A 25,178-nucleotide genomic window follows, 5' to 3' on the forward strand; every position below is an offset into this window, starting at 1 on the left:
CCGTGCCGGAACGCAGTCTGATCCAGCGCAACGTGGCGGCCGTTGAAGCAGCGGCCGGTCGAGCGCGGGCACATTCATGCTGACGGGGCTGGCTCTGCTCAGGGAGATTCACATGATCGATCGCAGGATGGTTGTTCTCGGCATTGGCGCCTCGTTGTCGGGTGCGACGCTCACGTCGCAGGCTGCTCGTGCCGACAATGCAGCGAGCAAGATGACCGCCTATCGCTTCTCCTTCCCGGCGCTGGCCGGTGAGCCGATTCGGCTCGCCGATTTCGCGGGCAAACCGGTGCTGGTCGTCAACACGGCCTCCCAGTGCGGCTACACCCCGCAGTACACCGGGCTCCAGAAGCTGTGGAGCGAGTTCCATGAGCGCGGGCTGACGATCATCGCCGTGCCGTCCAACGACTTCAACCAGGAGCCTGGGATCGCCGGCGACATCGCCGAGCAGGCCAACAAAGACTATGGCGTGACCTTCCCGATGACCGCAAAAGCGGTGGTCACCGGTTCCAACGCCCACCCATTCTACCGCTGGGCCGCCGAGGCGCGGCCCAAGGAGACGCCGCGCTGGAACTTTCACAAATATCTGATCGGCCGTGACGGCTACATCGCCGACGTGTTTGCCTCCTCGGTTGAGCCGACGGATACGCGGGTCAAGACCGCAGTTGCCCGGCTGCTGGCGAACGGCTGAGCAACACTCGGCAGGAATGCGGCGGAAGCTGGCAACTTCCCCGTGTTTTTGCCTTGTTTCCTTTTGGCGCCACTCCGGCTGCTGGGCTAATATCCCGGCCGGATGACGGAGCGACTCTCGACGCTGGCGCTCCCGTTGCAACAACCCCGAGGAAACACGATGCGGATTGCAGCAGGATTGGTGTTCGCAAGCTCTTTGGCGGCTTCGCTGTTGACGTCTGGCGCGGCCTGGTCCCAGGCGCAGCGCACGGCGGCGGCGCCGACCCCGGCCGCTGCTGCTCCCGCACCGGCCCCTGTTCCCGCCGTCGCCGCCCAGACGCAGCCGCCGCGCGCGCCCTGCATGAACCCCGATGCGCTCGGCGTCGGCCGCACCGTCGAGATCGATACGACCGGAGGTCCGGGATTCGGCTTCGAGCACTTCAAGGACCTCGACTTCCTGAAGGATCACGAGGTCGTGCTGACCTTCGATGACGGTCCGTGGCCGGAGAACACGCCCAGCGTGCTCAAGGCGCTTGCCGACCAGTGCACCACCGGCATCTTCTTCATCATCGGCAAGCATGCGACCTATTATCCGGAGATCCTGAAGCAGGTCTACAATGCCGGCCATACGGTCGGCACGCACACCTGGTCGCATGCGACGCTGACCAACAAGAAGCTGACCGAGGATCAGCGCAAGGAAGAGATCGAACTCGGCATCAGCGCCGTGAAGTGGGCGCTCGGCGGCAATTCCCCGGCGCCGTTCTTCCGCTTCCCGGCATTGCAGCATCCGCCGGAGATCGTGACCTATCTCGGCACCCGCAACATCGGCATCTTCTCCTGCGATCTCGACTCGTTCGACTTCAAGGCGCGCAATGCCCAGGCGGTGATCGACGTCACCTTCAAGAAGCTCGACAAGCTCGGCAAGGGCATCATCCTGATGCACGACTTCCACAAGCATACCGCCGAGGCCCTGCCCGAGATGCTGCGCCGCCTCAAGGCCGGCGGCTACAAGGTGGTCGCGATGCGCGCCAAGGCGCCGGTGCAGTCGCTGCCGCAATATGACGAGCAGCTCGCCAAGGTCGCGAAGCTTCCGACGGTGAGCCAAAGGCCGGTGTCGAGCGTTGTGACGACAGTGTCCGAATGAGACGGGATTCCTTTCGTCAGTGACCAAGCTTCGTATCGAAGGTTACGTGATCGTGTCGGCCGACGGGATGTTGGCCGACGCGAGCAATGCGATGCCGCCCGCCCTGAAATTTCCCGGCGACGCCGCATTCTTTTCCCAGGCTCTCGATGGCGCCGATCTGATCGTCCACGGCCGCAACTCCTATGAGGACCAGCCGAACTCGCCGAAGCGCCGGCGCATCGTCGTGACCGGGAAGGTGGCGGGACTGGCGCCGGATCCGGAAAAGCCGCTCTCCACCCTTTGGAATCCGGCGGGGGCCTCCTTCGAAGCCGCCTGTGAAGCCGCGGGCGTCAGCTCTGGCACGGTGGCGGTTATCGGCGGTCCCGTCGTGTTCGAGATGTTCATGGACCGCTACGACACCTTCTTCCTGTCAATAGCCCCCCACGTCTCCCTGCCCGGCGGCGCACCGTGCTTTCCCGGCGTCGGTCCCGACCGTTCGCCGCAGCAGGTGCTGACGGCCCACGGCTACACGCCCGCCAATCAGCTGATGCTCGATCCCGCCCACGACGTCAGCGTGACCGCCTGGAAACGCAACGCTGAGAGCTCCCTCTATTAGAGCTCCCTCTAGATGTCTCCATACGCGCTCTGCTCCGGTGCCCTCGGACCCTTGCCATAGCCGAAGATCATGAACAGCGCGCCGATGATCGAGAGGTTCTTCAGCGCGTCGATCAGGGTCTTGGCGTTGTCGGGCGGGGCCTGGTTCCAGAAGTCATGGAAGTAGAAGATGGTCGCGCCTACGAACACGATCATCAGAGCTGCGAAGAAACGCCCGAGAAGGTTGAGCGCGATCATCACGCCGGCGAGCACCTCGAACGCGCCGGCCGCGATCGCCAGGATCTGCGGCATCGGCATCTTGGCAGCGGCCTCGAGCTGCGCCGCATAGGGCGCGAGCATCGTGGGAATCGTGACCTTGGCGGCGATGAGATCGGCGGTGGCGGGAATGCCGAACAGCTTGGTCGCGCCCGTGTAGATGAAGATCACGGCGAACAGAACGCGCCCGAATGTAATGAAACCCGGCATTCTCGCCCTCACGGATCAACTTCAAACGATGTGTCGCCGGCCCACCGGGCCGGATATGTGACGTCGCGAACGCTTTTCAACAATAAAGGCGGGCGGAATACGACCGAAACCGGACGAATTCCGCCACACTTCGATCACGCCAGCAGCGTCACGCGAACAGCGTCGGCTGCGCCCTCCCCGCCCGTTCCTGGGCTTCGACTGCGGCCACCGCTGTCATGTTGAGAATGCCGCGCGCCGTCACCGACGGCGTCAGGATATGCGCCGGCCGTGCCGGACCGATCAGGATCGGCCCCACCGGCACCGCATCCGCCAGCACCTTGATCATCTGATAGGCGACGTTGGCGGCGTCGAGATTCGGCATGATCAGGACGTTGGCCGAGCCTTCGAGATCCGAATGCGGCAAGATCGCCTTGCGCGCGGTCGCCGACAGCGCGGTGTCGCCCTGCATCTCGCCGTCGGCCTCGAGGTCGGGACGATGCTGCTTCAGCAATGCCGTCGCCTGCCGCATCTTGCGCGACGAATCCGTGTCGTAGCCGCCGAAATCCGAGTGCGAGACGAAGGCGATCTTCGGCTTGATGTTGAAACGCGTGACGTGGTTGGCGGCCAGCGAGGCCATCTCTGCGAGTTCCTCGGCCGTGGGATCCGGCCGCACCTGGGTGTCGCCGATGAAATAGGCGCCCTTGCTGGTGATGGTGAGCGCCAGCGCCGCGTAGTCGCTGACCCCCGGCATGAAGCCGATGATCTCACGGACGTGGCGCAGATGGCTCATATAGCGCCCCTCGACGCCGCAGATCATCGCATCCGCCTCACCCCTGACGACAGCGAGCGCCGCAATCACGGTGGCATTCGTGCGCACCACCGTGCGCGCCGCATCCGGCGTCACGCCGCGCCGTCCCGCGACCTCGATATAGCTCTGCACATAGGAGCGGTAGCGCGGATCGTCCTCGGGGTTGATCAGGTCGAAATCACGCCCGGCCTTGATCGACAGGCCGAAGCGCTTGATGCGGGCCTCGACCACGGAAGGACGGCCGACCAGGATCGGCCTCGCCAGCTTCTCCTCCAGCACCACCTGGGTGGCGCGCAACACGCGCTCGTCCTCGCCCTCGGCATAGATCACGCGGACCGGCTGCGTCTTTGCCTTGGCGAACACCGGCTTCATCACCAGGCCGGAGCGGAACGCGAAACGCTCCAGCAGCGCAGTGTACTCGTCGAAATTGATGATCGGCCGCGTGGCGACGCCGGACTCCATCGCCGCCTTCGCCACCGCCGGCGCAATGCGCAGGATCAGGCGCGGATCGAATGGCGAGGGGATCAACGAGCCCGGACCAAAGCCCTGGGTCTCGCCGGTGTCGAAGCCGCGGGACACCGCGTCCGACGGCGGGTCCTGGGCGAGCTGCGCGATCGCATCGACCGCGGCCTGCTTCATCGCCTCGTTGATCGCAGTGGCGCCGACGTCGAGCGCGCCGCGGAAGATGAACGGGAAGCACAGCACGTTGTTGACTTGGTTCGGGAAGTCCGAACGCCCCGTGCAGATCATCGCGTCGGGCCGTGCCGCGCGCGCCTCCTCCGGCATGATCTCCGGGTTGGGATTGGCGAGCGCCATGATCAGCGGTTTCTCGGCCATCTGCTTGAGCAGCTCCGGCTTCAGCACGCCGCCGGCGGACAGCCCGAGGAAGATGTCCGCGCCGCCGATCACCTCGGCCAGGGTCCGCTTGTCGGTCTTCTGCGCATAGACCGCCTTCCAGGGATCCATCAGCGTGTTGCGGCCCTCATGGACGACACCGTCGATGTCGCAGACCCAGATGTTCTTGCGCTGCGCGCCCATCGACACCAGCAGGTTGAGGCAGGCGATGGCGGCGGCGCCCGCGCCGGAGGTCACGATCTTGACCTCGGAGAGCTGCTTGCCCGCCAGCGACAGCGCATTCTTGATCGCGGCGCCGACGATGATCGCGGTGCCGTGCTGGTCGTCATGGAAGACCGGGATCTTCATGCGCTCCTTGAGCCGCGCCTCGATCTCGAAGCATTCCGGTCCCTTGATGTCCTCGAGGTTGATGCCGCCGAAGGTCGGCTCCAACGCCGCGACCGTCTCGACCACCCGGTCGATCGTGTCGGCCGCAATCTCGATGTCGAACACGTCGATCCCGGCGAATTTCTTGAACAGGACCGCCTTGCCCTCCATCACCGGCTTGGAGGCCAGCGGGCCAATATTGCCGAGCCCGAGCACGGCGGTCCCGTTGGAGACGACGGCCACCAGGTTGGCCCGCGCGGTCAGTGAGGCGGCCTCGGCCGGGTTGCTGGCGATCTCGGTGCACGCAGCGGCAACGCCGGGAGAATAGGCCAGCGCCAGGTCGCGCTGGTTGGCGAGCGGCTTGGTGGCCTGGATCTCCAGCTTGCCGGGCCGCGGCAGGCGGTGATAGGCCAGGGCTGCGGAACGAAGATCTTCAGAATAGGACGACGACATACGTGCTCCAGCGTTTCCGACCCGGATTTTTGGTCTCTTGAGTCTCGGTCAGACGTCGGTTTTTCCGGCCGGTGGAAGCGCATGTGATGCACGTTGGGCGGCTTTCATGCAACATCCGAAACCATGCTCGCCGGCATCCCGGGCCAGCGATTCCCCAGTTCGCAGAAGCACATCCCTACTCCATCGATTTCATTGAGACCATCACCACTTGCTGCCTAAGCCTTGGGCGGAGCACATCAAATGACCCGTATCCTGATCGGAATTGTCACGGCCGTCGCGCTGGCCGTCGCCGCCTTCGTCGGCGTGCCCTGGTACGCCCAGGGCCGCGCCGAGCGCGAGGTCGAGGCAAGCTTTGCCCAGATCCGACAGAGCGGCGCCACGGCAACCCATGGCAAGGTCGCGTTCGACCTGTGGAGCCGCAAGTTGACAATCGCCGATGTCAAGCTCGAGTCGGCCACGCAGCCGCCGGCCAGCGTCACGTTCGGCACCATCACCGCGACCGGGCTGAGCCAGCATGATTCCGAGCATGTCACGGCCGCCAGCATCGAGATCAGCGACATCGCCATGGCCGGCCAGATCGCCGGCCCCTCGCCGCTCCGCCTGAACTACAAGCTGCCGCAACTGGTGGTGAGGGATTACGCCGGCCCCGCGCGGCTCGCCGCGATCCCGGCCGGTGCGGGTGCGCTCGAGACCGCCCGCGCCCTCGCCCAACAGCTCGCCACCATCAGCGCCACCTCGGCCACGGTGCCGCGGGTCACCGGCACCATGGAAGGCGGCCCCTCGGTCGGGCCGACCGAGTTCGGCTATTCCGGGCTGGTGGTGGACGACATCAAGGACGGTCGAATCGGCAACTACAAGATCCAGGAGGTCACCTTCAGCACGGCGGCGCAACCGCCGAACGGCAAGGTCGAGACGGTGCGCGGCCGCATGCTCGACATCGTGACCAAGGACATCGACGTCAACGCCATCGCCGGCCTGTTCGCGGCCGAGTCCACCAAGGACGATCGTGCCATTCGCCTGAGCGGCTCCGCCGGGATGGGCCTCTACGAGATCACGTCCGATCTCGGCATGCGCATCCACATCGACAGCCTGACGATGGACGAGTTCGGCGTGCGGCCGTCGCGCATCCAGCTTCCGGCGCTGGTCGCCGCCCTGACGCCGACCTCGCCGCGAACGAGCGCCATGACGCCCGACCTCATCGACAAGGTCGCCAGCATCTATGATGGCGTCCTGTTCAAGAACGTCGAGGTCAAAGGCCTGGCGGTCGAGACGCCCGACGGCCCGGTCAAGGTCGCGCTGACGCGGTTCGACCTCGACGACGGCAAGGGCGACGTCGCGTTCGAGGGCTTCGACGGACGGACCCCGAACGGCCCCGTCAAGCTCGGCCGCTTCGCGGTCAAGCGCTTCGACATGGGCGGCCTGCTGCGCCACACCGCCAAATTCGCCGTCCCCGGGGCCAAGCCCGGTGCGGCCGAAGCCATGGCGCTGTTCAAGCTGATCGGCGGCATCGAGCTGAAGGGGCTGACGACCTCCTACAAGGCGAGCACCAAGCCGGTCCAGATCGACAATTTCAGCCTCGACTGGGGCCAGTTCGTCGGTCCCATCCCGACCCAGGCGCACCTGGTGGCCAAGATGGCCGGTCCGCTGGATGCGTCCAACCCGGCCTTGCTGCCGCTCCTCATCGCCGGCATCGACACCGCCGCATTCGACGCCGATCTCGGCCTCGGCTGGACCGAGAGCTCGGGCGCGTTCGCGCTCCAGCCGTTCAAGCTCGAGGTCAGCAACCTCATCGCGGCCTCCGCCAATGTCTCGCTGTCGCAGGTGCCGCGCGACGTCTTCACCATCGACCTGCAGCAGGCGACTACCGCGGCGGCGCAGATCGAAGCCAGCGGACTGGAATTGACCTTGCACGATCTCGGCGCGGTCGACCTGCTCGTCGCCAACTACGCGCGCGGTCATGCGATCACGCGCGATGCCGCGCGCAAGGCGCTGGTCGACAGCATCAAGGCGATCGGCGCCCAGGTCGCGGCCGACAACATCGATGTCGCCGGTGCGGTCGACGCCATCGGCCGTTTCGTCCAGACCCCGCGCCAGACCCTCACGCTGAAGCTCTCGCCGCGCGCCAAGGTCCCGGCCCTGCAGCTCGCCCAGCTCATCGCGCTCGACCCACCAAGCGCGCTGGCGCAATTCAAGATCGAGGCCCAGACCACGCCGTGATGTGAGCTGCGATGTGAATGGAGGAGTGAGTCCCCGCCTCTCTCCTCCGTCATTCCGGGGCGCGCGCAGCGCGAGCCCGGAATCAATAACCACGACTGTGCATGAGGACGGGGATACCTGCATGCGCGACCTCCTTCACCAACCGCCGTCTGGGAGTATGGATTCCGGGCTCGCGCTGCGCGCGCCCCGGAATGACGACGGTGGGATTTGTGCGTGGGGCTGGCATCGGCGCCGATGGCGAGCACGGCATTCATTCCATGAACGTCCGCGCCTGTTGCCTCGCTCATTCAAGCATCTCGTATTTCAACGCACGCGCGTCCTCAAGCCCGCGGCGCGATCGCCCGAGTTTGTCCGGTCGTTCGGCCCTCCTCCAACGAAGAGGGCGCAGGGAATGCCGGGTGCTGGCCGCAACCCATGGCCCGCCTGCGAAAAAAATGCAGGCGGCAGGTACCACAGGTTCAGCCGATCATCCGGCATTCCCTGCGCGGTGGGCTTTTCGGCTGCTTCGCGCTCTCCTCGGGGACCGGCTTGTTTGCCCCCGTCATCCGCGCAATGCCGCAAGGCATCTTCCGCGAACTTGACACCAGCATCGGGGTGTCAGGACCACGCGACTTGACCGTCTGCACCGTGCCGTTCGTCGACGCGCGCTATCAGCACGTTGCGAACACGGTGCAGCCACCGCCTCCCCGCCTCACGCCTCGTGACGACCGCGAACCGTCCCTCTTCATCGAGGCGGGATGGCCGGAAATGTGAAGGTGATTTGCCCGACGGTGCAAGGGGCAAAGCTGCGGCAAACTAACACGACGGGCAATTAGCGCATGGCGGAGTTGCCGGGATTGCCTGTCGGGCAGAGTGCAACGTAGCTACTGCGATCATGTGAGAACCGTGAGAGATGTCGACGCGTATCGCAAGATGTAGGGCTTATGGGCCGGCCTCCCCGCCGGATGCCGTGATCCAAAGAACGCAACATAACAATCGTAGCCGCCGATCTCTTCCTCCAGCCAACAGTGCACCGAGGACGCCATATTCCGGGACACCATCCTCGACACCATCATAACGGACCGCCGTTCCCGGCAACAGATATCTGTCAGGAGTAGATTGATTGCTGGACATGCGAACTTGTTCTTCCCCAATGCCGTCGTCCAGGCGAACCCGGCCGGGCTTGCACCAAACGGGCTCCATACTCACGGGATTTGTTTGGAGGGCGCGCACTCGTCGCTCAAACCTTTCCTCACAAACCCGCTGAGGTGATGGGTCCTGGGTCGGTACCGCGCTGTCGCGCGGCACGGCTTGCACAGCACGACAGCGGAGGCAGGCCCCTACAGCCGTCTCTCGAAAAACGCCGCCCCCTGTCTGAGTCCGCTTTGCCACGTCCGAAGGATTGCCCTACACATCTCCTCACCCAACAAAGAAATCCGATGCCCGACGTCCCGACCTTCCTTCTATTCCTCTCCGCCGCCCTCGTCATCGCGCTCACGCCCGGCCCCGGTATCTTCTACATCGTGGCGCGCACGCTGGCCGGCGGGCGAAGCGAGGGACTGGCCTCTAGCGTCGGCCTCGGGCTCGGTGGCCTCGTGCACGTGGTCGCCGGTGCGCTCGGGCTGTCGGCGCTGGTGATGGCGAGCGCGGAGGCGTTCACGGTGCTGAAGATCGCGGGCGCGTTCTATCTGATCTGGCTCGGCATGAAGACGTGGCGGGAGGCTCGGGCCGCCCAGCCGGCCGACGTGACGACGACAGGCAGCCGGCGCGCGTTTCGCGAGGGCATCATCGTCGAGGCGCTCAATCCGAAGACGGCGGCGTTCTTCCTCGCCTTCATCCCGCAATTCGTCGATCCCGCCGGCGACGTCGCCGCGCAGTTCGTCGTGCTTGGGCTGATCTCGGTGACGCTCAACACCAGCGTCGACCTGGTCGTGACGTTCTGGGCCGCCAAGGCGCGGCATCGTCTCGCCCGGCGGCCAAGCCTCGTGACGCGGATGCGGCAGGCGTCTGGCACCGTCATGTGCAGCCTTGGCGGCGCGCTGTTGTTGGCGCGGCGCACGAGCTGACGACCAGACTGGCGCCAAGTCGTCACGTTCATACGCACATTTGCGCGGCGTGCCGGCAGCGCCATGCCGGCGCACACGAGCCGATGCTGCTTTGCGACCACCCCCGCTGAGCTAGTCGCGATAGCGGCAGAACTCGTCGCCATTTTCGTATTCGTAGCAGATCTTGACGCGCCGGTAGGGCCGTTCGCTATCGAAACTGCGCGCGCGACGATCCATATCGTCATCATCGCGTTGCATTCGCGCGTTTCGACCCGTGGTGCGATGGTCCATGTCCTGGTCCATCATGCGGCCCATGCGGTGCTGGCGCATCCGATCCATGTCCATGCGATCCATGCCCATCCGGTCGTCGTCGCGCTGTTGTGTCGTCCAGTCGCGGTTCACCCGCGTGTCCTCGGCCCTCTGGCGCTCGCGTTCACGGGCCTGGTCCGACTGCTGGGGCGTGCGTTCCGGCTGCACGGGAACGGCCTGGGTCTGGCTGGTTCCCGGCGTGCTGTCGGCCTGCTGGGCCCATGCGCCTGCGGGGAGGAGACAAGAGGATAGTAACACGACGGTCGCTGCTGCTGGAACGCGCATGGTTCATCCTCCAAGGGAATGCTGTCTAACCGCGCGGGTCAGCGTTGGTTCAAACGACATCGCCTGTTTTGGTGCTGCGCCGCACAGATGACAGATGACAGCCGGACGCGGAAGCGATCTGGGGGTGCCGAGCCGGGACGGTCGCCGGCTGCTCTCTGGCGTCAGCCCGAGATCAGGTCGTGGTTGATTCCACGCCGGCGCCAATATCGCGCACGCAGCCGCGGTGCGATCTGCCAGGAGACAATGGCTGACAGCACCACGCTCAGGGCAATCATGACCGGCATTGCGAGCATCGCGTGATTGCTGAGCGGCGTGAGAAGAATCGTCAGAACTCCCGCACCGAACAGCACGGCCTGAACCATCATGAAGACCATCGCCGAAATCTGTGTTCGCATGGACATTGCGGTCGCTCACGGTTGTTGCGCCTGCAAGTCAATGAAGCATCCGTCGAACAGTTCCGGCATGATCTCGAGGTCGGATCCGGGTCGCCCGGCCGCCCGCAAGCCGGCCGGGGGACGTTGTTTGCACTGCGGCGTTGACGGGGGGACGACAAGTTCGGCTGCGTCCCCCCCGCCCGTCATTCCAGCTCGATCGCCTGGTAGGTGCCGGTCTCGTCGAGTGCGGTGCCCCAGATCTTGTGCGAGGCCTGGTGCTCAGCGCGTCCGAACGACAGCTTGCTGCCAAGGCCGAGGTCGATGCTCTGCATCGACTCCAGCGTGTCGACCAGCCGCTCGGTCTCGAGCGGCGTCGTCTGCTTCAGGGCCTGGATCAGGATGCTTGCCGAGATGAAGCCTTCGAGCGAGGTGTAATCCGGCGCTTCGCCGGGGAAGTACTTTTCCAGCGCGGTCTTATAGTCGAGCACCAGGCTCGAATAGCCGGCGACCGAGGGAACGCCCTGCGTGACGATGACGCCGTTGGTGTATTTCGAGCCGAGCAGCTTCAGCTCGGCGGCGAGCGACGACGATCCGACCGCCGAGATGTTGGCATAGATCAGCCCTGGAACCGCCTCGTGGGTCTTCTCGATGAATTTCGCCGCCGCGCGGTCGGTCGCGATCATGATCACGGCCTTGATCGGCGGCTTGGTCTGCGCCTTCAGCTTGCCGACGGCCTCGTCGACGTCGAGCGTGCCGCGCGGGAAACCATAGCGGATGATCGGATCGGTGATGCCGTTCGCGCGGAACGCCTTGGCGACACCGTTGGCGCCGTCGTCGCCATAGGCGTCGTTCTGCGCGAATACGGCGATCTGCTTCGCCGGGATGCGCTTGACCTTCATCAGGTAGCGCACGATCGCGGCGGTCTCTTCGGCGTAGCTCGCACGATAGTTGAAGACGTAGCGGTCGGGCGGATCGCGGCGGACGACGGCGGAGCCGCTGTAGGGCGCAAAGAACAGCGCCCGGCGCTCCAGCGCGTAGGGAATCGCCACCGCGTTGTTGGCAGTGCCCATGTTGCCGATATAGCCGAACACCTGGTCCTTCTCGTACAGCTGCGTCATGGCGCCGAGCGTCCGCGTGGGATCATAGCCGTCGTCGGCAGCGATCAGCCGCAGTTTGCGGCCGTTGATGCCACCGGCATCGTTGGCGCGGGCGAACGCGGTCTCGATGCCGAGTTTCATCTGGCGCGCGGACTCCTTGCGGACTCCGGAGAACGGGATGACGGTGCCGAACCGGATCTCGGTGTCGCTGACGCCGTGCGGAAGCGGAGGCGGCAGGTTGGCCGTAGGCTGCGTCGACGCGGCCGCGGTCGACGGCGCCAGCGCGAAGGACAGCGAGGGAGCCGCCGACTGCTGCTGGCTGAGCGACCGCTCCAGCTCTGCCAACTGGCGCTCTGCGGTCTGACAGTTCACCTGCGAGGACGCGACCCGGCCGCGACCCTCGGCGATATAGCTGTTGAAGGTGCGGATGAGCCCATCGCGCTCGCCGCCGTTCGAAGAGCCCTGGCGGATCACCTCGCTGAATTGATCGATGATGGTCTGGACGCGCCCCTGGGCGATCTCACGGCACGTCGCGGCCTGGCCGACGACCGGTCCGACGCGGGCGGCGAGATCACGAACGACATCGGGGGAAATGGGGACAGCAGAGGCGGCAGGGACGAACAGGCAAGTTCCGAGCAGGAGCGCACACCAGCGAACGGTCATTTTGAACTATCCGTCTTCTTGTGATTGGTTGGCTAAGTTCACTACATGAGTCAGACAGGCTTCCTATTAAGGACAGGTTGCATGACACCGCAACCGCCATTCGACTGATCGGTGCCGCCTGGAACTCATAGCGGGCCACACCGCTCGATCGCGTTTCGCGCCGCGTCGCGCAAGGTGCCGAACTAACAAGCGGCACGAACGATTAGTTCTCAGAATCAACGGTTTGCCGTCGGGGCACGATGACCGCTCTGGCCGGCCGCTCGACCACGTCAGCGCGATGCTGCCGATGCGTCCGGCGCTGCCTGGACGCGACCGGAGACCCGGATGAAGTTGTTCGCAGTCTTAACCAGCATTAACGCGAGAACATCAAATGCAGAGCGACGCCTTCAAGGCCGGGTCATCTTGCGCCGGAGCTACAACGCGCCGGGCGACGACATGCCGCAGTTCGGGATCCGATAACGACGAGTCGAGACGGATTGCGCTGTTCGGCTGGATCGAGACGCGCTCGAGGAACACCTGGGAGGCGCTGGAGCCGGTCGTTCACGCGATCCACGATGTCCTCGGCAAATGGATCGCGGGATCGTGGCGACCCCTGCAGGTCGCCACCGCCGCGCTGTTGCATCACGCCATTCGCAGCGACAGCGTCCTGAGGCGGATGCGGCTGGGCCAATCGGCCGCGCGATGTTGTCGCAAGCAGTCCGCCGAACTACTTGTTCGGCAGATTCGTCCTGATGTGCAGCTCGCGGAGCTGCTTCGTGCTGGCCTCCGACGGCGCGCCCATCAGCAGGTCCATGGCCTGCTGATTCATCGGGAACAGCGAGATCTCGCGCAGGTTCGTGGTGCCACAGAGCAGCATCACGATGCGGTCGACGCCGGCGGCCATGCCGCCATGCGGCGGGGCGCCATACTGGAAGGCGCGGTACATGCCGCCGAAGCGGTCGACCACCTCCTGCTCGCCGTAACCTGCGATCTCGAACGCCTTCACCATCGCGGCCGGCTTGTGGTTGCGGATGCCGCCGGAGGCGATCTCGTAGCCGTTGCAGGTGATGTCGTACTGGAACGCCTTGATGGTCAGCGGATCCTGCGTCTGCAATGCTTCGAGGCCGCCCTGCGGCATGGAGAACGGGTTGTGCGAGAAGTCGACCTTCTTGTCGTCCTCGTTGTACTCGTACATCGGGAAGTCGACGATCCAGGCCAGCTTGAACTGATCCTTGTCGGACAGGCTCAGCTCATCGGCGACCTTGTTGCGGGCGAGGCCTGCGAACTTCCAGAACTTGTCGGGATCGCCGGCGACGAAGAAGGCCGCGTCGCCCTCCTTGGTGCCGAGCTGGCTGCGGATCGCAGCCGTGCGCTCCGGACCGATGTTGTTCGCCAGGGGACCTGCGCCCTCGCCGCCCTCGCGCCACATGATGTAGCCGAGGCCGGGCTGGCCCTCGCCCTGCGCCCACGAGTTCATGCGGTCGCAGAACGCGCGGCTGCCGCCGGATGGCGCCGGGATCGCCCAGACCTGGTTCTTGGGGTCCTCGAGCATGCGCGCGAACACCTTGAAGCCGGAGCCGCGGAAGTGCTCGGAAACGTCGGCCATCTCGATCGGGTTGCGCAGGTCGGGCTTGTCGGAGCCGTATTTGCGGATCGCCTCGGCGAACGGGATGCGCGGCCAGCCCTTGGTCACCGGCTTGCCCTTGGCGAAATCCTCGAACACGCCGGTGATGACCGGCTCCATCGCCGCGAACACATCCTCCTGCTCGACGAAGCTCATCTCGACGTCGAGCTGGTAGAACTCGCCGGGCAGGCGGTCGGCGCGCGGGTCCTCGTCGCGGAAGCATGGCGCGATCTGGAAGTAGCGGTCGAAGCCCGACATCATCAGCAGCTGCTTGTACTGCTGCGGCGCCTGCGGCAGCGCGTAGAACTTGCCGGGGTGGATGCGCGACGGCACCAGGAAGTCGCGCGCGCCCTCCGGCGACGACGCGGTCAGGATCGGGGTCTGGAATTCGAAGAAGCCCTGCTCCTTCATGCGCCGGCGCATCGAATCGATGATCGCGCCGCGCGTCATGATGTTCTGGTGCAGCTTCTCGCGGCGCAGGTCGAGGAAGCGGTATTTCAGCCGGATGTCCTCCGGGTATTCCTGCTCGCCGAACACCGGCAGCGGCAGCTCGTCCGCGGGGCCGAGCACCTCGATGTCGGAGACGTACAGCTCGATCTTGCCGGTCGGCAGATCGTCGTTGTCGGTGCTCTTGTTGTCGGCGCCGGCCGGGCGGCGGCGCACCTTGCCCTCCATGCGCACGACCCATTCCGAGCGCAGCTTCTCGGCCAGGCTGAACGCTGGCGAGTCCGGATCGACGACGCATTGGGTGATGCCGTAATGGTCGCGCAGGTCGACGAACAGCACGCCGCCATGGTCGCGGATGCGATGGCACCAGCCGGACAGCCGGACCGTCTCTCCGATGTTGCTCTCGCGGAGCGCGCCGCAGGTGTGGGTCCGGTAGCGATGCATGGTCGTCCTGAATGGTCGTCGTGAGGAGAAGGAATCGGCGCAGCCGCAGGGGCGCGCTCCGAATGCGCGCAGGGTTTAGCCGAGCCGCCCCGGCGCGGCAACCGCAGGAACGGGCCTTTTCGGCCTCGCGCCGGAAAAGGCCGCCCGCCCTGGGCCTCACTGCAACGTCGGCGCCGATGCCGAATTGAGCTGGCGCCGAAACGCTCGTCTGACGGCCGTTTGGGCTCGAAAAACGGCCGCCCCGCGCCTATCTTGGAGCCATGACCGTGCATTTCCCCTTCCAGAACTCCTACGCCACGCTGCCGGACAATTTCTTTGCCCGGGTGGCGCCGACCCCCGTCGCAGCGCCTCGTCTGATCAAGCTGAACCGGCCTCTCGCCGCGGAGCTGGGGCTGAACCCGGCCGAGCTGGAAACGCCGGAGGGCGCCGAGATCCTGGCCGGCAAGACCGTGCCCGAGGGCGCCGAGCCGATCGCGATGGCCTATGCCGGCCACCAGTTCGGGCATTTCGTGCCGCAGCTCGGCGACGGCCGGGCGGTCCTGCTCGGCGAGGTCGTCGACCGCAACGGCGTCCGCCGCGACATCCAGCTGAAGGGCTCCGGGCCGACGCCATTTTCGCGCCGCGGCGATGGCCGCGCGGCGCTGGGGCCGGTCTTGCGCGAATACATCGTCAGCGAGGCGATGGCGGCCCTGGGCATTCCGACGACGCGCTCGCTGGCTGCGGTCGTGACCGGCGAGCAGGTCTATCGCGGCACCGCCCTGCCCGGCGCGGTGCTGACCCGTGTCGCCACCAGCCACATCCGGGTCGGCACGTTCCAGTATTTCGCCGCGCGCCAGGACACTGACGCCGTGCGCCGGCTCGCCGACCACGTCATCCACCGGCACTATCCGGATCTCGCCGGTACCGAGCGCCCCTACCACGCCCTGCTGGATGCCGTGATCGCCCGCCAGGCCAAGCTGATCGCCGAGTGGCTGCTGGTCGGCTTCATCCATGGCGTCATGAACACCGACAACACCTCGGTGTCCGGCGAAACCATCGATTACGGTCCCTGCGCCTTCATGGACGCCTACGATCCCAAGCAGGTGTTCTCCTCAATCGACGAGTTCGGCCGCTACGCCTTCGCCAACCAGCCGCGCATCGCGATGTGGAACCTGACCCGGCTTGCCGAGTGCCTGTTGCCGCTATTCGGCGACGACAAGGACCAGGCGATCAAGGAGGCCGAGGCTGCGCTCGACGGCTTCGCCACCCAGTTTACGGACGCGCACCAGGCGGGCCTGCGCCGCAAGCTCGGCCTGGCCACGCAGCGCGAGGGCGACCAGCCGCTGGCGCAGGCATTGTTCGACGCGATGGCGGCGGCCCGAGCCGATTTCACGCTGACGTTCCGCCGTCTCAGCGACGCCGCCGGCAGCGGCGATCTCAGCGAGGTCCGCGTCCTGTTCGAGGATCCCACCGGCTTCGACGAGTGGGCCCAGCGCTGGCGCCAGCGCCTGGCGGAGGAACCGCAGACGGCGGCGGAGCGGAGCGCGGCCATGCGCAAGGTCAATCCCGCCTTCATCCCGCGCAACCACCGCATCGAGGCGGTGATCACGGCAGCGGTCGAGAACGACGACTACGCGCCGTTCGAGGAGCTGCATGCGGTGCTGGCCCGGCCCTATGACGACCAGCCGGACCGGGCTGATTATGCCGATCCGCCGCAGCCGGACGAGCAGGTGTTGCAGACCTTCTGCGGCACCTGACACGCGGTCTTAACCTCGCGTCCACCATCGCCCTGACAGCGCCCGGGTCCTTAAGAAACGATCAACGCAGCCCCGACAAGTTGAACCAACAAGTCGGGGAGGTCTGAGACGTGGACGCGCTGGTGTTCGAATTCATGGGTCTGGCGATGATCGCCTTGTGCCTGATCGTGCTCGCGGTGCCCTCGACGCGCCGGCCTGCGGGCCGCGTCCGGCATCACTGACCGGCGCCGGACGCGCCCTATCATCAACCATAGAGCGATCAGCTCACGTCGCGGTGCTTGCGTTCGGGGCGGATTGGGCCGACAAGCGGACACGAATTCGTCCCGTACCCCTTGCCGACACCCTTGACTTGTCAGCGTTTTCGGACGACGGCGTAAGAGCCTCGTCATGGATCGTTCATGGACTTGATCACCACCACCGCGGACCTCGCAGCCGCCTGCGCCCGCCTCGCCCGCCACCCGGTCGTCACCGTCGATACCGAGTTCCTGCGGGAAACCACCTACTATCCCCTGCTCTGCGTCGTGCAGATGGCGAGCCCGGACGAGGCCGTGGTGATCGATGCGCTGGCCGAGGGCATCGATCTCAAAGCCTTCTTCGAGCTGATGGCGAACGAAAAGGTCCTCAAGGTCTTCCACGCCGCCCGCCAGGACATCGAGATCATCTGGCACCGCGCCGGCATCGTGCCGCATCCGATCTTCGACACCCAGGTCGCCGCGATGGTGCTGGGGTATGGCGACAGCATCGCCTATGACCAACTGGTCGAACGCATCACGGGCCATCGCCCCGACAAGACCCACCGCTTCACCGACTGGTCGCGCCGGCCGCTGACCAAGGAGCAGGCGCACTACGCCGAGGCCGACGTCACCCATCTGCGCGACGTGTTCGCCGCGCTCGATGCCGATCTGAAGAAGCGCGGGCGCAGCGACTGGGTCAGCGAGGAGATGGAGATCCTGACCTCGCCGAAGACCTACGACTTCCACCCCGAGCGCGCCTGGGAACGGCTGAAGACCCGCGTCCGCAAGCCGAAGGAATTGGCCGTGTTGATCGAGGTCGCGGCCTGGCGCGAGCAGGAGGCGCAGAGCCGCGACGTGCCGCGCAGCCGCGTGATGAAGGACGACGCGGTCGGCGACATCGCCACCCATGCCCCGACAACGATCGAGAAGCTCGGCAATCTGCGCTCGCTGCCCAAGGGCTTCGAGCGCTCCAAATGGGGCTCCGACATCGTTGCCGCCGTGCAGCGCGGCCTGGCGCGCGATCTCGCCGCCCTGCCCAAGCTGGAAAAGCCGCGCAACAACTCCAACGGCGCTGCGATCGTCGAGCTGCTCAAGGTTCTCCTGCGCATGACCTCGGAACGCCACGCCGTGGCAAGCAAGGTCATCGCCACCGTCGACGATCTCGAGCAGATCGCCGCCGATGACAATGCCGACGTTGCTGCGCTGCAGGGCTGGCGCCGCGAGCTGTTCGGCGAGGCCGCGCTCGCGCTGAAGCACGGCAAGCTCGCACTCGCCATCGAGAAGGGCCGCGTCGTCCGGGTCGACCGGGCCTGATCGGCGTCGCAGCGGCTCTGGCCGGCTGCGTCTTCCCGAGTCTGCCAAGTTGATTGCAGCAGGCGGCACGGGTGGTCATGATGCCGCCCATCATTCGGCGCTGGTCTGCCCCCTCAACTCCGCCTCGATTGTCTGGGACACCTCAACCAGAGCCATCGAAAGGATGTAGGCGCTGGTCGGCAGATTGAGCTGGCGCGCCTTTGCGATGGCTGCCCGGAGGCTGCTCGCCAGCTCTTTGAGCTCTTCCTCTCGGGTCATGTCGTGGTCTCGGTCCTGGAGCTGCCGCGTGAGCAAAGACGATTGCGAACCGCCGGAACAGAGGCTGCTGCGGCTGCTCAGCGAGAATCCGGTCGACCTGCACGTCGTCGAGGCCCTTCGCCTCGTCGTCGCGTTCAACAAGATCAGCGATCCGGCCGATCGCCGTATGATTATCGATCTGGCCGAACGACTCGCCTCAGGATGATACCGCCAATAGCCGCCGCGGTCACACCGCTAGACGGCCGCCGGCGCCGATAAGCTCGGCACTGTCGAGGACGCCGGCAAAATTGCCGATCACCTTGGTTACAACCAGCTTGTACAACGCGGCGTCGCCGGCGCAGGCCTGCCGGCAGGCGACGGCGTCTCCGATCACCTGATAGCGGTGACTGCGGTGAAAGCCGTCCACCACCGTCGAGAGGATCGTCTCGTCCAGCGAGAAGCCGAGCAGCACGCAGCGCATGCTGCGCATGTTCGCCATGTACTCGGCGAACCGGGCCGAGCTATAGGCCGAGGGCAGTGGATGCTCGAACGCGAGCTCCCCCGGGGTTGGCTTGAAGTCCGGAAGCCAGTTCGTCAGGTTGGAGGCCGGGTTGAACCAGGCTGCCTGTGCGATCCGCTTGAGATGGACGACCGGCCACAGGTTGTCGCGCCAGAGCGCGATCAACTGCCGGCACAGCGCCATGACGACGTCGCCATCGGCGATCAGATGCCTGCGCCCCTCGGCGAGATATTCGCACTGCAGATCGGCGCAGACGAGAACAGGCGGATCCGCCTCGGTGGCACCGAACAGATCTCGGCCCGTCATCACGGTCTCGCTGCGGCGAAGTCGTGCAAGGGCGACGATGCCGGCCGGCCGGCCGAGAGATCGAGCACACCCGGCCGATCCCAGTCGCCTTCCGGACGAATGATCATGTAGGGATCGCTGTCGAGCGTGATCGCATCGTCGCACGGCTCGAGGTCCAGCACCATCTCCGTGTAGGAGAAGTCGGAGAATGTGAGCTTGCGATTATGGCCGAGCGGCTTGGCGCCGAAATGCGCCCAGAAATCGACGAGACGATCCTGCGCGTGGCCATAAGCCTTCTTGAAGCCCTTTCGCCTGCAATAGTCGAGCGCCTCGCGAACCAGCTTGAACGACAGCCGGGAACGCCGGTACTGATGGCGCACCGCCAGCCGCTCGACCTTGGCGAAGTCGCCGAAGAAGCGCACGCGTACGCATCCCGCCGGCTCCTTGCCGACGAAACCGAGGAAGTGGGCTGCAACCAGATCGTTGCCGTCGAACTCCTCCTCCATGGGACAATCCTGCTCGGTCAGGTAGACCGCCGAGCGGATCGCGGTAACGAGCATGAGGTCATTCGGATCGCGCGCGATGCGCACCGTGATCGCGCGGGGATTTGTCTTTGCCGCCATGGCCGAACTAATGCTGTGCATCCGCGATGCTCCCTTGTTCGAAACCCTTCATCGACTGGATCGAAGGCGCGATCATCTCCGGCATCCGGTTCCACGGCCGCTGATACCACCAGAGATCGGGCTGAAAGCTCGGCACCGGCGTGAAGCCGAGCGCGCCGAGAAACGCGCGCCCTTCCGGACTCGATGGTTGCGCATAGTAATCGGCTGCGCGAAATCTCGCGCCTTGCAGCGCCTGCGCGACATTGCCGAGACCGATCGCTCCTCGCCCTTGCGCGACGAGCGCCCAGACATAGATGGCGGCTACGTCTTCGTCCGGCCGCGCCAGAAATCTGCGCGGCGGATCATTCAAATTGAACTCATCCAGGAGCAACGCATCGAGGCCTGAGCAGTTGAGATAGAGGAAGGCGATGCCGCCGAGCAGGTTCCTGCCGCGGTAGAGCGCGAAGATCGATTCCGGATCGTGCCGCAAGAACTCCGCAAGCTCGTGTTCTGAGGCACGAACGCCCGGTATTTCCCGGCGTGCGAGCGCCGTGAGCTCGCCGAGCCGATCGAGCGTGACCGCCTGAGCCGCGACCCGATCCGTCCGCGGCAGCGCGTCGAGCTGATGTCGCAGCGTGAATTCTGTGCTTCCGCGGTGAGGGTTCTGCATCTATGTTTCCAGCTTGGCTTTGATGACGTCATCATACTTGTCGGAGCTGGAGTGTATGCGGCAACATTTGCATCGGGGTGCTGCATCCACGCAGCGCAGGAAGTCTGACGAAACGCTTAACCCCTCATGGGAGGATTTGAGAGCATTTCTGCTCTGTACGCGTCACCGCAGCTTCCGAAACGCGGCGGATGTTCTCGGACTGACCGGCACAACCCTGATGCGCAAGATCGACCGGCTCGAGGACGAACTCGGATGCAAGCTCTTCATCCGTGATCAATCCGGCCTGTCGCTCAGCGACGAGGGACGATCGTTGCTCTTCGACGTCGAGCAGATGGAGCGGCTGAGCTTCAACATCTTCCGGCGCGCTTCGCTGTCGACCGACACTCAGGGGTCGGTGCGCGTCGCCGTGACCGAAGGCCCCGGCAACTTCTGGATCCTGCCGCGACTGATCGATTTCCAGAAGACCTATCGCAGGATCACCGTCGATCTGAGCTGCGCGATGCAGCAGGCCGACGTGTCGCGGCTGGAGGCTGACATCTCGATCCAGTTCGAACGGCCGACCAACCCTGACGTGATCGTTGCAAAGCTCGGCCGTCTGCACATCTACGGCTTCGTGTCGGAAGCCTATCGCGACGCGCATGGACTGCCGACATCGCTGGCGGAGCTCAAGGATCACCGCATCATCAAGCAGCACGGCGTGCAGCTCGACGAGACCGGCTATGCGCGCATCCTCGGCTTGGAGTCCCTCGAAGGCATCGTCGGCATCTCAACCAATTCGAGCGTTGCCGTGCTTTACGCGGTCGAGCGCGGCGCCGGTATCGGCTTTCTCCCGACCTCGGCGGTCGCGCTCGGGGCGCCGCTCGTTCCTGTCGATCTCGGCATCAACTACCACATGGATCTGTGGCTGACCTATCACAAGGAGTTTCGCAACTCCGACCGGCACAAGGTCGTCATCGACTGGTTGAAGCGCATCTTCGATCCGAAGGTCCATGCCTGCTTCCGGGACGAGTTCATCCATCCGCTGAATCTCGTGCCTCTGATGGCGCCCGCGCGGGATATCGTCGGCTTCAACGGCTACGTCGCGCCGAAACCCGTATGACGAGCTACCATTTGAGCTCGACGCCGAGCGTGCCCTGATGCGATTGCAGCACCGAGCGAAGCTTCGCATCGTAGTTGAGATAGAGGCGTGCCGTTCGATTCAGGGATAGCGACAGTGCCGCGCCGGCGTCGGCGCCGTAGCGGCCCTCGCCAAGGCCCTGCAGCGTGATGCTCTGCGGACCGAGGCTGACGGTCACCGCGCCGAGATTCTGGCTGAAATTGTCGACCAGCTTGCCATAGGCCGAGACGTCGAGGATCTTGCCGTCGACGATGAAGTAGCGGCCGAACTCGGCGCCGACGAGAACGCGGGCGCGCTCCAGCGAGGTGCCGCTGACCGACAGCGGATCGAGCCCGCCCGCCTCCTGGAATGCCGCCGTCGTGGCGCGCGTGTATTCGAAGGCGAGCTTCGGAACGATCCGGCTCTCACCGATGCTCCAGTAGTAGTCAAGCTCGCTCAGCACGCCCGTGATGTGGGCGCCGTAGACCGACGTCGCCGTACCGAGGCTGGTGTCGCGCCGCGCACTGATCCCGCCGAAGCCATGGACGACCGCGATCGCCCAGGTCCAGGGTCCCTGGTCGACCGAGGCGTTGAACCCGAACTGTGTGAGATCGAGCGTCGCCGCTTGCAGCGCTAGCGGCACATCGACCCAGGTCCGGCTCTGGTCGACGGATAGTCCGACATTCACGCCCGGCACGAGACGCATGCCGATACCGGCGACGCCGCCCCAAGTCGTCCTCTTGTCGCCGGCGAAGTCGCCTTGCGCATTGCTGCGGACGGTTACGCCATACATCTCGCCCCAGGTCCGGAACCGAGGCTGTTCCGAAGCCTCCGGCGCGCCGCCGCCGCCGGGATTGCTCCGCGGCAGCCGGGTGGCGCCCTGCGTGACCTGAGTACCGAGCCGTTCGAGGAAGCTCGAGCCGAGATCGAGCACGGTTCGGCCGGCCGAGCGTTCGGAACTGATCGCGCCCGGTGCCGGACTGGGCAGCGGGCTCGGCGTTGGTGTCGGGCTTGCGGCGATGCTCGGCATGCTGGCCTGCGCGGCACACGGCGAAGAAGCGGCGGCCAAACCGAGCCCGCCGATGAGCAGCATCGCCCCGCATGCGCCGCTGCGCATTCGCCAACCCAGCCTGGCCTGAGACGCCCCGCGCATCGATGCCCCGTTCGCCGCCCGCTCAAATTCGCTTCAATATTGCAGCGATGTTCTGCCCGCAGTTCCCGATCGCGGTCAATGAGGATTGCCATGCCGCGGGTGCCCTGCAGGGATTTGTGGTTCCAGCGCCACAAGCCACGCAGTTGCAGCAGCCGGCGCCGCGACGCCGCGACGCGTTCTCATCAGTCCGCCAAACTTGATATCGGCGGAAAATCGTGTTGCAATCTCCCGTACAATCGGATTGGCCGTTCGACTGTGCGTTTCGCGACTTCGGAAATTGAGCAGATCCCGGGAAGCCCGTTTGTGGCGTGGCACGCGCGAGCGTGGCCGCGTCTTTTTTTTCGTCTAGACGAGGAGACAGCGATGCCGACCTACAAGGGCAGCGTGAAGTGGTTCAACCCGACCAAGGGATATGGCTTCATCAAACCGGCTGGCGGAGACAAGGACGTGTTCGTCCACATCTCGGCGGTAGAGCGTGCTGGACTGACCACGCTCAACGAGAACCAGACGATCGAATATGATCTGGTGGAGAGCCGCGGCAAGACGTCGGCAGAGAACCTGAAGCTCTCGTGAGCATCGTCCCGGCGGAGGGCGCCACAGCGCGGGTCCGTAAACCAACTCACGAGCTCCGCGTCACGCGCGCTCGCCGCGGATGATCAGACTTCGTCAGCCTTGATGTGCCCCGGCCCCGCCGGGGATTTTTTTCGTCCGGCGACAGCTACCGGACGACGGGCCAGATCAGCGCGTGATCGCCCTGCTCCACGGACGACGTCCGGCAGAGATCGCCTTCGAGCCGCACCAGGCCCTTGGCCAGCAGCTTCAGCGCCTCGGGATAGATGCGATGCTCGACACCGAGAATGCGCGTCGACAGCGTGTCCGGCGTATCGTCGTCCCTGACCACGACCGCGCCCTGCATCACGATCGGACCAGCATCCGTCTCCGGAATGACGAAATGCACGGTGGCGCCTGACAGCTTGACGCCGGCACGCAGCGCCTGACCATGCGGATCAAGGCCGGGGAACGACGGCAGCAGCGACGGATGAATGTTCAGCATCCTGCCATACCAGCGCTGCACGAACTCCGCCGTGAACAGGCGCATGAATCCGGCCAGGCAGATGATCTCGATGCCGCGTGCATCGAGCGCCTGCTGCAGTCTGGCTTCGAACCCTGCGCGGTCCTTGCCGAACGGCTTGCTCTCGATGATTTCGATCGCGACGCCGCTTTCCTGCGCTTTCTGCAGTCCGGCCGCATCGGCTCGGTTGGAGATCACGATGGCGACCTCGGCCGGAAAATCCGGCTGCGCCGCCGCGTGGATCAGCGCGGCCATGTTCGACCCACGGCCCGAGATCAGGATGGCGACGCGGCGCTTCATCGGCTCACTCGTCTCACAGAGCCAGATCGAGGGCGCCGGTGTAGATCACCCGCTCGTCGCCTGTCGCAGCAACGACCTCGCCGAGCCGTGCGACGTGCTCGCCATTCGCGGTGAACACCTCGATGACGGCATCGACGGCCTCGGCCTTGACGATCGCGATCATGCCGATCCCGCAATTGAAGGTGCGCAAGAGCTCGCGCTCTGCAATGCCACCCTGCTTCGCCAGCCATTTGAAGACCGGCAGCACCGGCAGGCCCGTCAGGTCAATCGAGACGCCGAGATGCTTCGGCAGCACGCGCGGAATGTTGTCGGTGAAGCCGCCGCCCGTGATGTGTGCGAGCCCCTTCACCGCACCGGTCTCGCGGATGGCGCGAAGGCACGACTTCACATAGAGCCGGGTCGGCGTCAGCAGCGCCGCGCCGAGAGTCAGGACCGGCGCGAACGGTGCCGGCGCATCGAAGCCGAGGCCGGACTGGGCGACGATCTTGCGCACCAGCGAATAGCCGTTGGAGTGGACGCCGGAGGATGCGAGCCCCAGCACCACGTCACCGGCCGCGATGTCGGGAGACGGCAGCAGCGTCCCACGTTCCGCCGCGCCGACCGCGAAACCGGCAAGATCGTAGTCGCCGTCCTTGTAGAGGCCCGGCATTTCCGCGGTCTCACCGCCGATCAGCGCGCAGCCGGATTCCCGGCAGCCTTCGGCGACACCGGCGACAATCGACGCCGTCGCCTCCGGGTCGAGCTTGCCGCACGCAAAGTAGTCGAGGAAGAACAGCGGCTCGGCGCCCTGCACGACGAGATCGTTGACCGACATGGCGACCAGGTCGATGCCGATGCCGCCATGCAGCCCGGTCTCGATCGCGATCTTCACCTTGGTGCCGACGCCGTCGGTTGCCGCGACCAGCACCGGATCCTTGAATCCGGCGGCCTTGAGGTCGAACAGGCCGCCAAAGCCGCCGATCTCGGCATCCGCGCCGGCGCGGGCGGTTGCGCGCACCATGGGCTTGATCAGATCGACCAGACGGTTTCCGGCATCGATATCGACGCCCGAATCTGCATAAGTGAGCCCGTTCTTGCGCTCGGTCATGGTAAAAACCCCTAATCTGGCCGCTGGTTACGTCGGAATCCGGCCGCGCGCAATGGCTCGCAAGGGGCTCGTCCCCATAC

24 protein-coding genes are annotated in these 25,178 nt (G+C 65.4%); 11 read left to right on the top strand and 13 right to left on the bottom strand.

The genetic code is table 11. The features are described 5' to 3' along the window. Window positions 1-112 precede the first annotated feature (112 nt). The 3 genes from ACQR13_RS15390 to ACQR13_RS15400 all read left to right on the top strand — a co-directional run bounded on the left by ACQR13_RS15390 (window position 113) and on the right by ACQR13_RS15400 (window position 2,405). A complete protein-coding gene (locus ACQR13_RS15390) occupies window positions 113-688 on the top strand; it encodes a glutathione peroxidase (protein WP_315712337.1) in 576 nt (191 codons plus the stop codon). 159 nt (window positions 689-847) lie between these two features. After that, window positions 848-1,810, top strand: a complete 963-nt coding sequence (locus tag ACQR13_RS15395; RefSeq protein WP_315712338.1) for a polysaccharide deacetylase family protein — start codon at window positions 848-850, stop codon at window positions 1,808-1,810. 19 nt (window positions 1,811-1,829) lie between these two features. Continuing rightward, window positions 1,830-2,405: a dihydrofolate reductase family protein gene (locus tag ACQR13_RS15400; RefSeq protein ID WP_316192642.1), complete on the top strand. Its 576-nt coding sequence runs from the start codon at window positions 1,830-1,832 to the stop codon at window positions 2,403-2,405. An 8-nt stretch (window positions 2,406-2,413) separates the two neighbouring features. On the opposite strand, the gene ACQR13_RS15405 is transcribed toward ACQR13_RS15400, so the two are convergent. Beyond that, a complete protein-coding gene (locus tag ACQR13_RS15405) occupies window positions 2,414-2,869 on the bottom strand; it encodes a DoxX family protein (RefSeq protein WP_434862953.1) in 456 nt (151 codons plus the stop codon). A 148-nt stretch (window positions 2,870-3,017) separates the two neighbouring features. Further along, window positions 3,018-5,330, bottom strand: coding sequence for an NADP-dependent malic enzyme (locus ACQR13_RS15410; protein WP_315712342.1), 2,313 nt, complete (start codon window positions 5,328-5,330; stop codon window positions 3,018-3,020). A 240-nt stretch (window positions 5,331-5,570) separates the two neighbouring features. Between ACQR13_RS15410 and ACQR13_RS15415 the strand changes: the two genes are divergently transcribed. The 3 genes from ACQR13_RS15415 to ACQR13_RS15425 all read left to right on the top strand — a co-directional run bounded on the left by ACQR13_RS15415 (window position 5,571) and on the right by ACQR13_RS15425 (window position 9,592). Further along, complete coding sequence (locus ACQR13_RS15415) at window positions 5,571-7,547, top strand: hypothetical protein (RefSeq protein ID WP_434862954.1); 1,977 nt, start codon at window positions 5,571-5,573, stop codon at window positions 7,545-7,547. A gap of 414 nt (window positions 7,548-7,961) precedes the next feature. Beyond that, entirely contained in the window at window positions 7,962-8,300 is a 339-nt protein-coding gene (locus ACQR13_RS15420) for a hypothetical protein (RefSeq protein WP_315712345.1), read from the top strand. 665 nt (window positions 8,301-8,965) lie between these two features. Continuing rightward, window positions 8,966-9,592, top strand: coding sequence for a LysE family translocator (locus ACQR13_RS15425; RefSeq protein WP_434862955.1), 627 nt, complete (start codon window positions 8,966-8,968; stop codon window positions 9,590-9,592). A gap of 111 nt (window positions 9,593-9,703) precedes the next feature. Here ACQR13_RS15425 and ACQR13_RS15430 read toward each other — a convergent pair whose 3' ends face one another. The 4 genes from ACQR13_RS15430 to aspS all read right to left on the bottom strand — a co-directional run bounded on the left by ACQR13_RS15430 (window position 9,704) and on the right by aspS (window position 14,793). Further along, window positions 9,704-10,165: a hypothetical protein gene (locus tag ACQR13_RS15430; protein WP_434840984.1), complete on the bottom strand. Its 462-nt coding sequence runs from the start codon at window positions 10,163-10,165 to the stop codon at window positions 9,704-9,706. A 161-nt stretch (window positions 10,166-10,326) separates the two neighbouring features. After that, the gene (locus ACQR13_RS15435) at window positions 10,327-10,539 is read right to left on the bottom strand and encodes a hypothetical protein (RefSeq protein ID WP_315712348.1); all 213 of its coding nucleotides are present in this window, start codon (window positions 10,537-10,539) and stop codon (window positions 10,327-10,329) included. Window positions 10,540-10,742: 203 nt separating this feature from the next. Beyond that, on the bottom strand, window positions 10,743-12,299 hold the full coding sequence (locus tag ACQR13_RS15440; RefSeq protein ID WP_315712350.1) for an ABC transporter substrate-binding protein: 1,557 nt from the start codon (window positions 12,297-12,299) through the stop codon (window positions 10,743-10,745). Between the two features lie 706 nt (window positions 12,300-13,005). Then, window positions 13,006-14,793, bottom strand: coding sequence for an aspartate--tRNA ligase (gene aspS / locus ACQR13_RS15445; RefSeq protein ID WP_434862956.1), 1,788 nt, complete (start codon window positions 14,791-14,793; stop codon window positions 13,006-13,008). Between the two features lie 260 nt (window positions 14,794-15,053). Here aspS and ACQR13_RS15450 point away from each other — a divergent pair, with 260 nt between their 5' ends. Both ACQR13_RS15450 and rnd read left to right on the top strand, forming a co-directional pair. Beyond that, window positions 15,054-16,529, top strand: a complete 1,476-nt coding sequence (locus ACQR13_RS15450) for a protein adenylyltransferase SelO (protein WP_434862957.1) — start codon at window positions 15,054-15,056, stop codon at window positions 16,527-16,529. A 398-nt stretch (window positions 16,530-16,927) separates the two neighbouring features. After that, on the top strand, window positions 16,928-18,076 hold the full coding sequence (rnd, locus tag ACQR13_RS15455) for a ribonuclease D (protein ID WP_315749976.1): 1,149 nt from the start codon (window positions 16,928-16,930) through the stop codon (window positions 18,074-18,076). Between the two features lie 90 nt (window positions 18,077-18,166). On the opposite strand, the gene ACQR13_RS15460 is transcribed toward rnd, so the two are convergent. After that, window positions 18,167-18,334 carry a hypothetical protein gene (locus ACQR13_RS15460; protein ID WP_315712357.1) on the bottom strand — a complete coding sequence of 56 codons (168 nt, stop codon included), beginning with the start codon at window positions 18,332-18,334 and terminating at the stop codon, window positions 18,167-18,169. Window positions 18,335-18,362: 28 nt separating this feature from the next. Here ACQR13_RS15460 and ACQR13_RS15465 point away from each other — a divergent pair, with 28 nt between their 5' ends. Beyond that, complete coding sequence (locus ACQR13_RS15465; RefSeq protein ID WP_315712358.1) at window positions 18,363-18,539, top strand: hypothetical protein; 177 nt, start codon at window positions 18,363-18,365, stop codon at window positions 18,537-18,539. A gap of 21 nt (window positions 18,540-18,560) precedes the next feature. On the opposite strand, the gene ACQR13_RS15470 is transcribed toward ACQR13_RS15465, so the two are convergent. The 3 genes from ACQR13_RS15470 to ACQR13_RS15480 are packed head-to-tail and all read right to left on the bottom strand — an operon-like array spanning window position 18,561 to window position 20,390. Further along, window positions 18,561-19,139 (bottom strand): isochorismatase family protein, encoded by a 579-nt coding sequence (locus ACQR13_RS15470; protein WP_315712360.1) that lies wholly within the window; start codon window positions 19,137-19,139, stop codon window positions 18,561-18,563. Then, window positions 19,139-19,762, bottom strand: a complete 624-nt coding sequence (locus tag ACQR13_RS15475) for a GNAT family N-acetyltransferase (protein ID WP_315712361.1) — start codon at window positions 19,760-19,762, stop codon at window positions 19,139-19,141. The genes ACQR13_RS15470 and ACQR13_RS15475 overlap by 1 nt, the downstream gene beginning before the upstream one ends. Further along, window positions 19,749-20,390, bottom strand: coding sequence for a hypothetical protein (locus tag ACQR13_RS15480; protein WP_316191216.1), 642 nt, complete (start codon window positions 20,388-20,390; stop codon window positions 19,749-19,751). Before ACQR13_RS15480 ends, ACQR13_RS15475 begins: the two co-directional genes overlap by 14 nt. A 55-nt stretch (window positions 20,391-20,445) precedes the next feature. Between ACQR13_RS15480 and ACQR13_RS15485 the strand changes: the two genes are divergently transcribed. After that, the gene (locus tag ACQR13_RS15485) at window positions 20,446-21,489 is read left to right on the top strand and encodes a LysR family transcriptional regulator (RefSeq protein ID WP_316202084.1); all 1,044 of its coding nucleotides are present in this window, start codon (window positions 20,446-20,448) and stop codon (window positions 21,487-21,489) included. A gap of 4 nt (window positions 21,490-21,493) precedes the next feature. On the opposite strand, the gene ACQR13_RS15490 is transcribed toward ACQR13_RS15485, so the two are convergent. Further along, window positions 21,494-22,516, bottom strand: coding sequence for an autotransporter outer membrane beta-barrel domain-containing protein (locus ACQR13_RS15490; protein WP_316202085.1), 1,023 nt, complete (start codon window positions 22,514-22,516; stop codon window positions 21,494-21,496). Between the two features lie 486 nt (window positions 22,517-23,002). Between ACQR13_RS15490 and ACQR13_RS15495 the strand changes: the two genes are divergently transcribed. Beyond that, the gene (locus ACQR13_RS15495; RefSeq protein ID WP_315712366.1) at window positions 23,003-23,212 is read left to right on the top strand and encodes a cold-shock protein; all 210 of its coding nucleotides are present in this window, start codon (window positions 23,003-23,005) and stop codon (window positions 23,210-23,212) included. A gap of 145 nt (window positions 23,213-23,357) precedes the next feature. On the opposite strand, the gene purN is transcribed toward ACQR13_RS15495, so the two are convergent. Continuing rightward, the gene (gene purN, locus ACQR13_RS15500) at window positions 23,358-24,011 is read right to left on the bottom strand and encodes a phosphoribosylglycinamide formyltransferase (RefSeq protein ID WP_316173815.1); all 654 of its coding nucleotides are present in this window, start codon (window positions 24,009-24,011) and stop codon (window positions 23,358-23,360) included. A 13-nt stretch (window positions 24,012-24,024) separates the two neighbouring features. Next, a complete protein-coding gene (gene purM / locus ACQR13_RS15505) occupies window positions 24,025-25,098 on the bottom strand; it encodes a phosphoribosylformylglycinamidine cyclo-ligase (protein WP_316202086.1) in 1,074 nt (357 codons plus the stop codon). Window positions 25,099-25,178: the final 80 nt, after the last annotated feature.

The organism is Bradyrhizobium sp. HKCCYLRH3059 (genome assembly GCF_051168035.1).
In the GTDB taxonomy this organism is placed as follows: Bacteria; Pseudomonadota; Alphaproteobacteria; order Rhizobiales; family Xanthobacteraceae; genus Bradyrhizobium.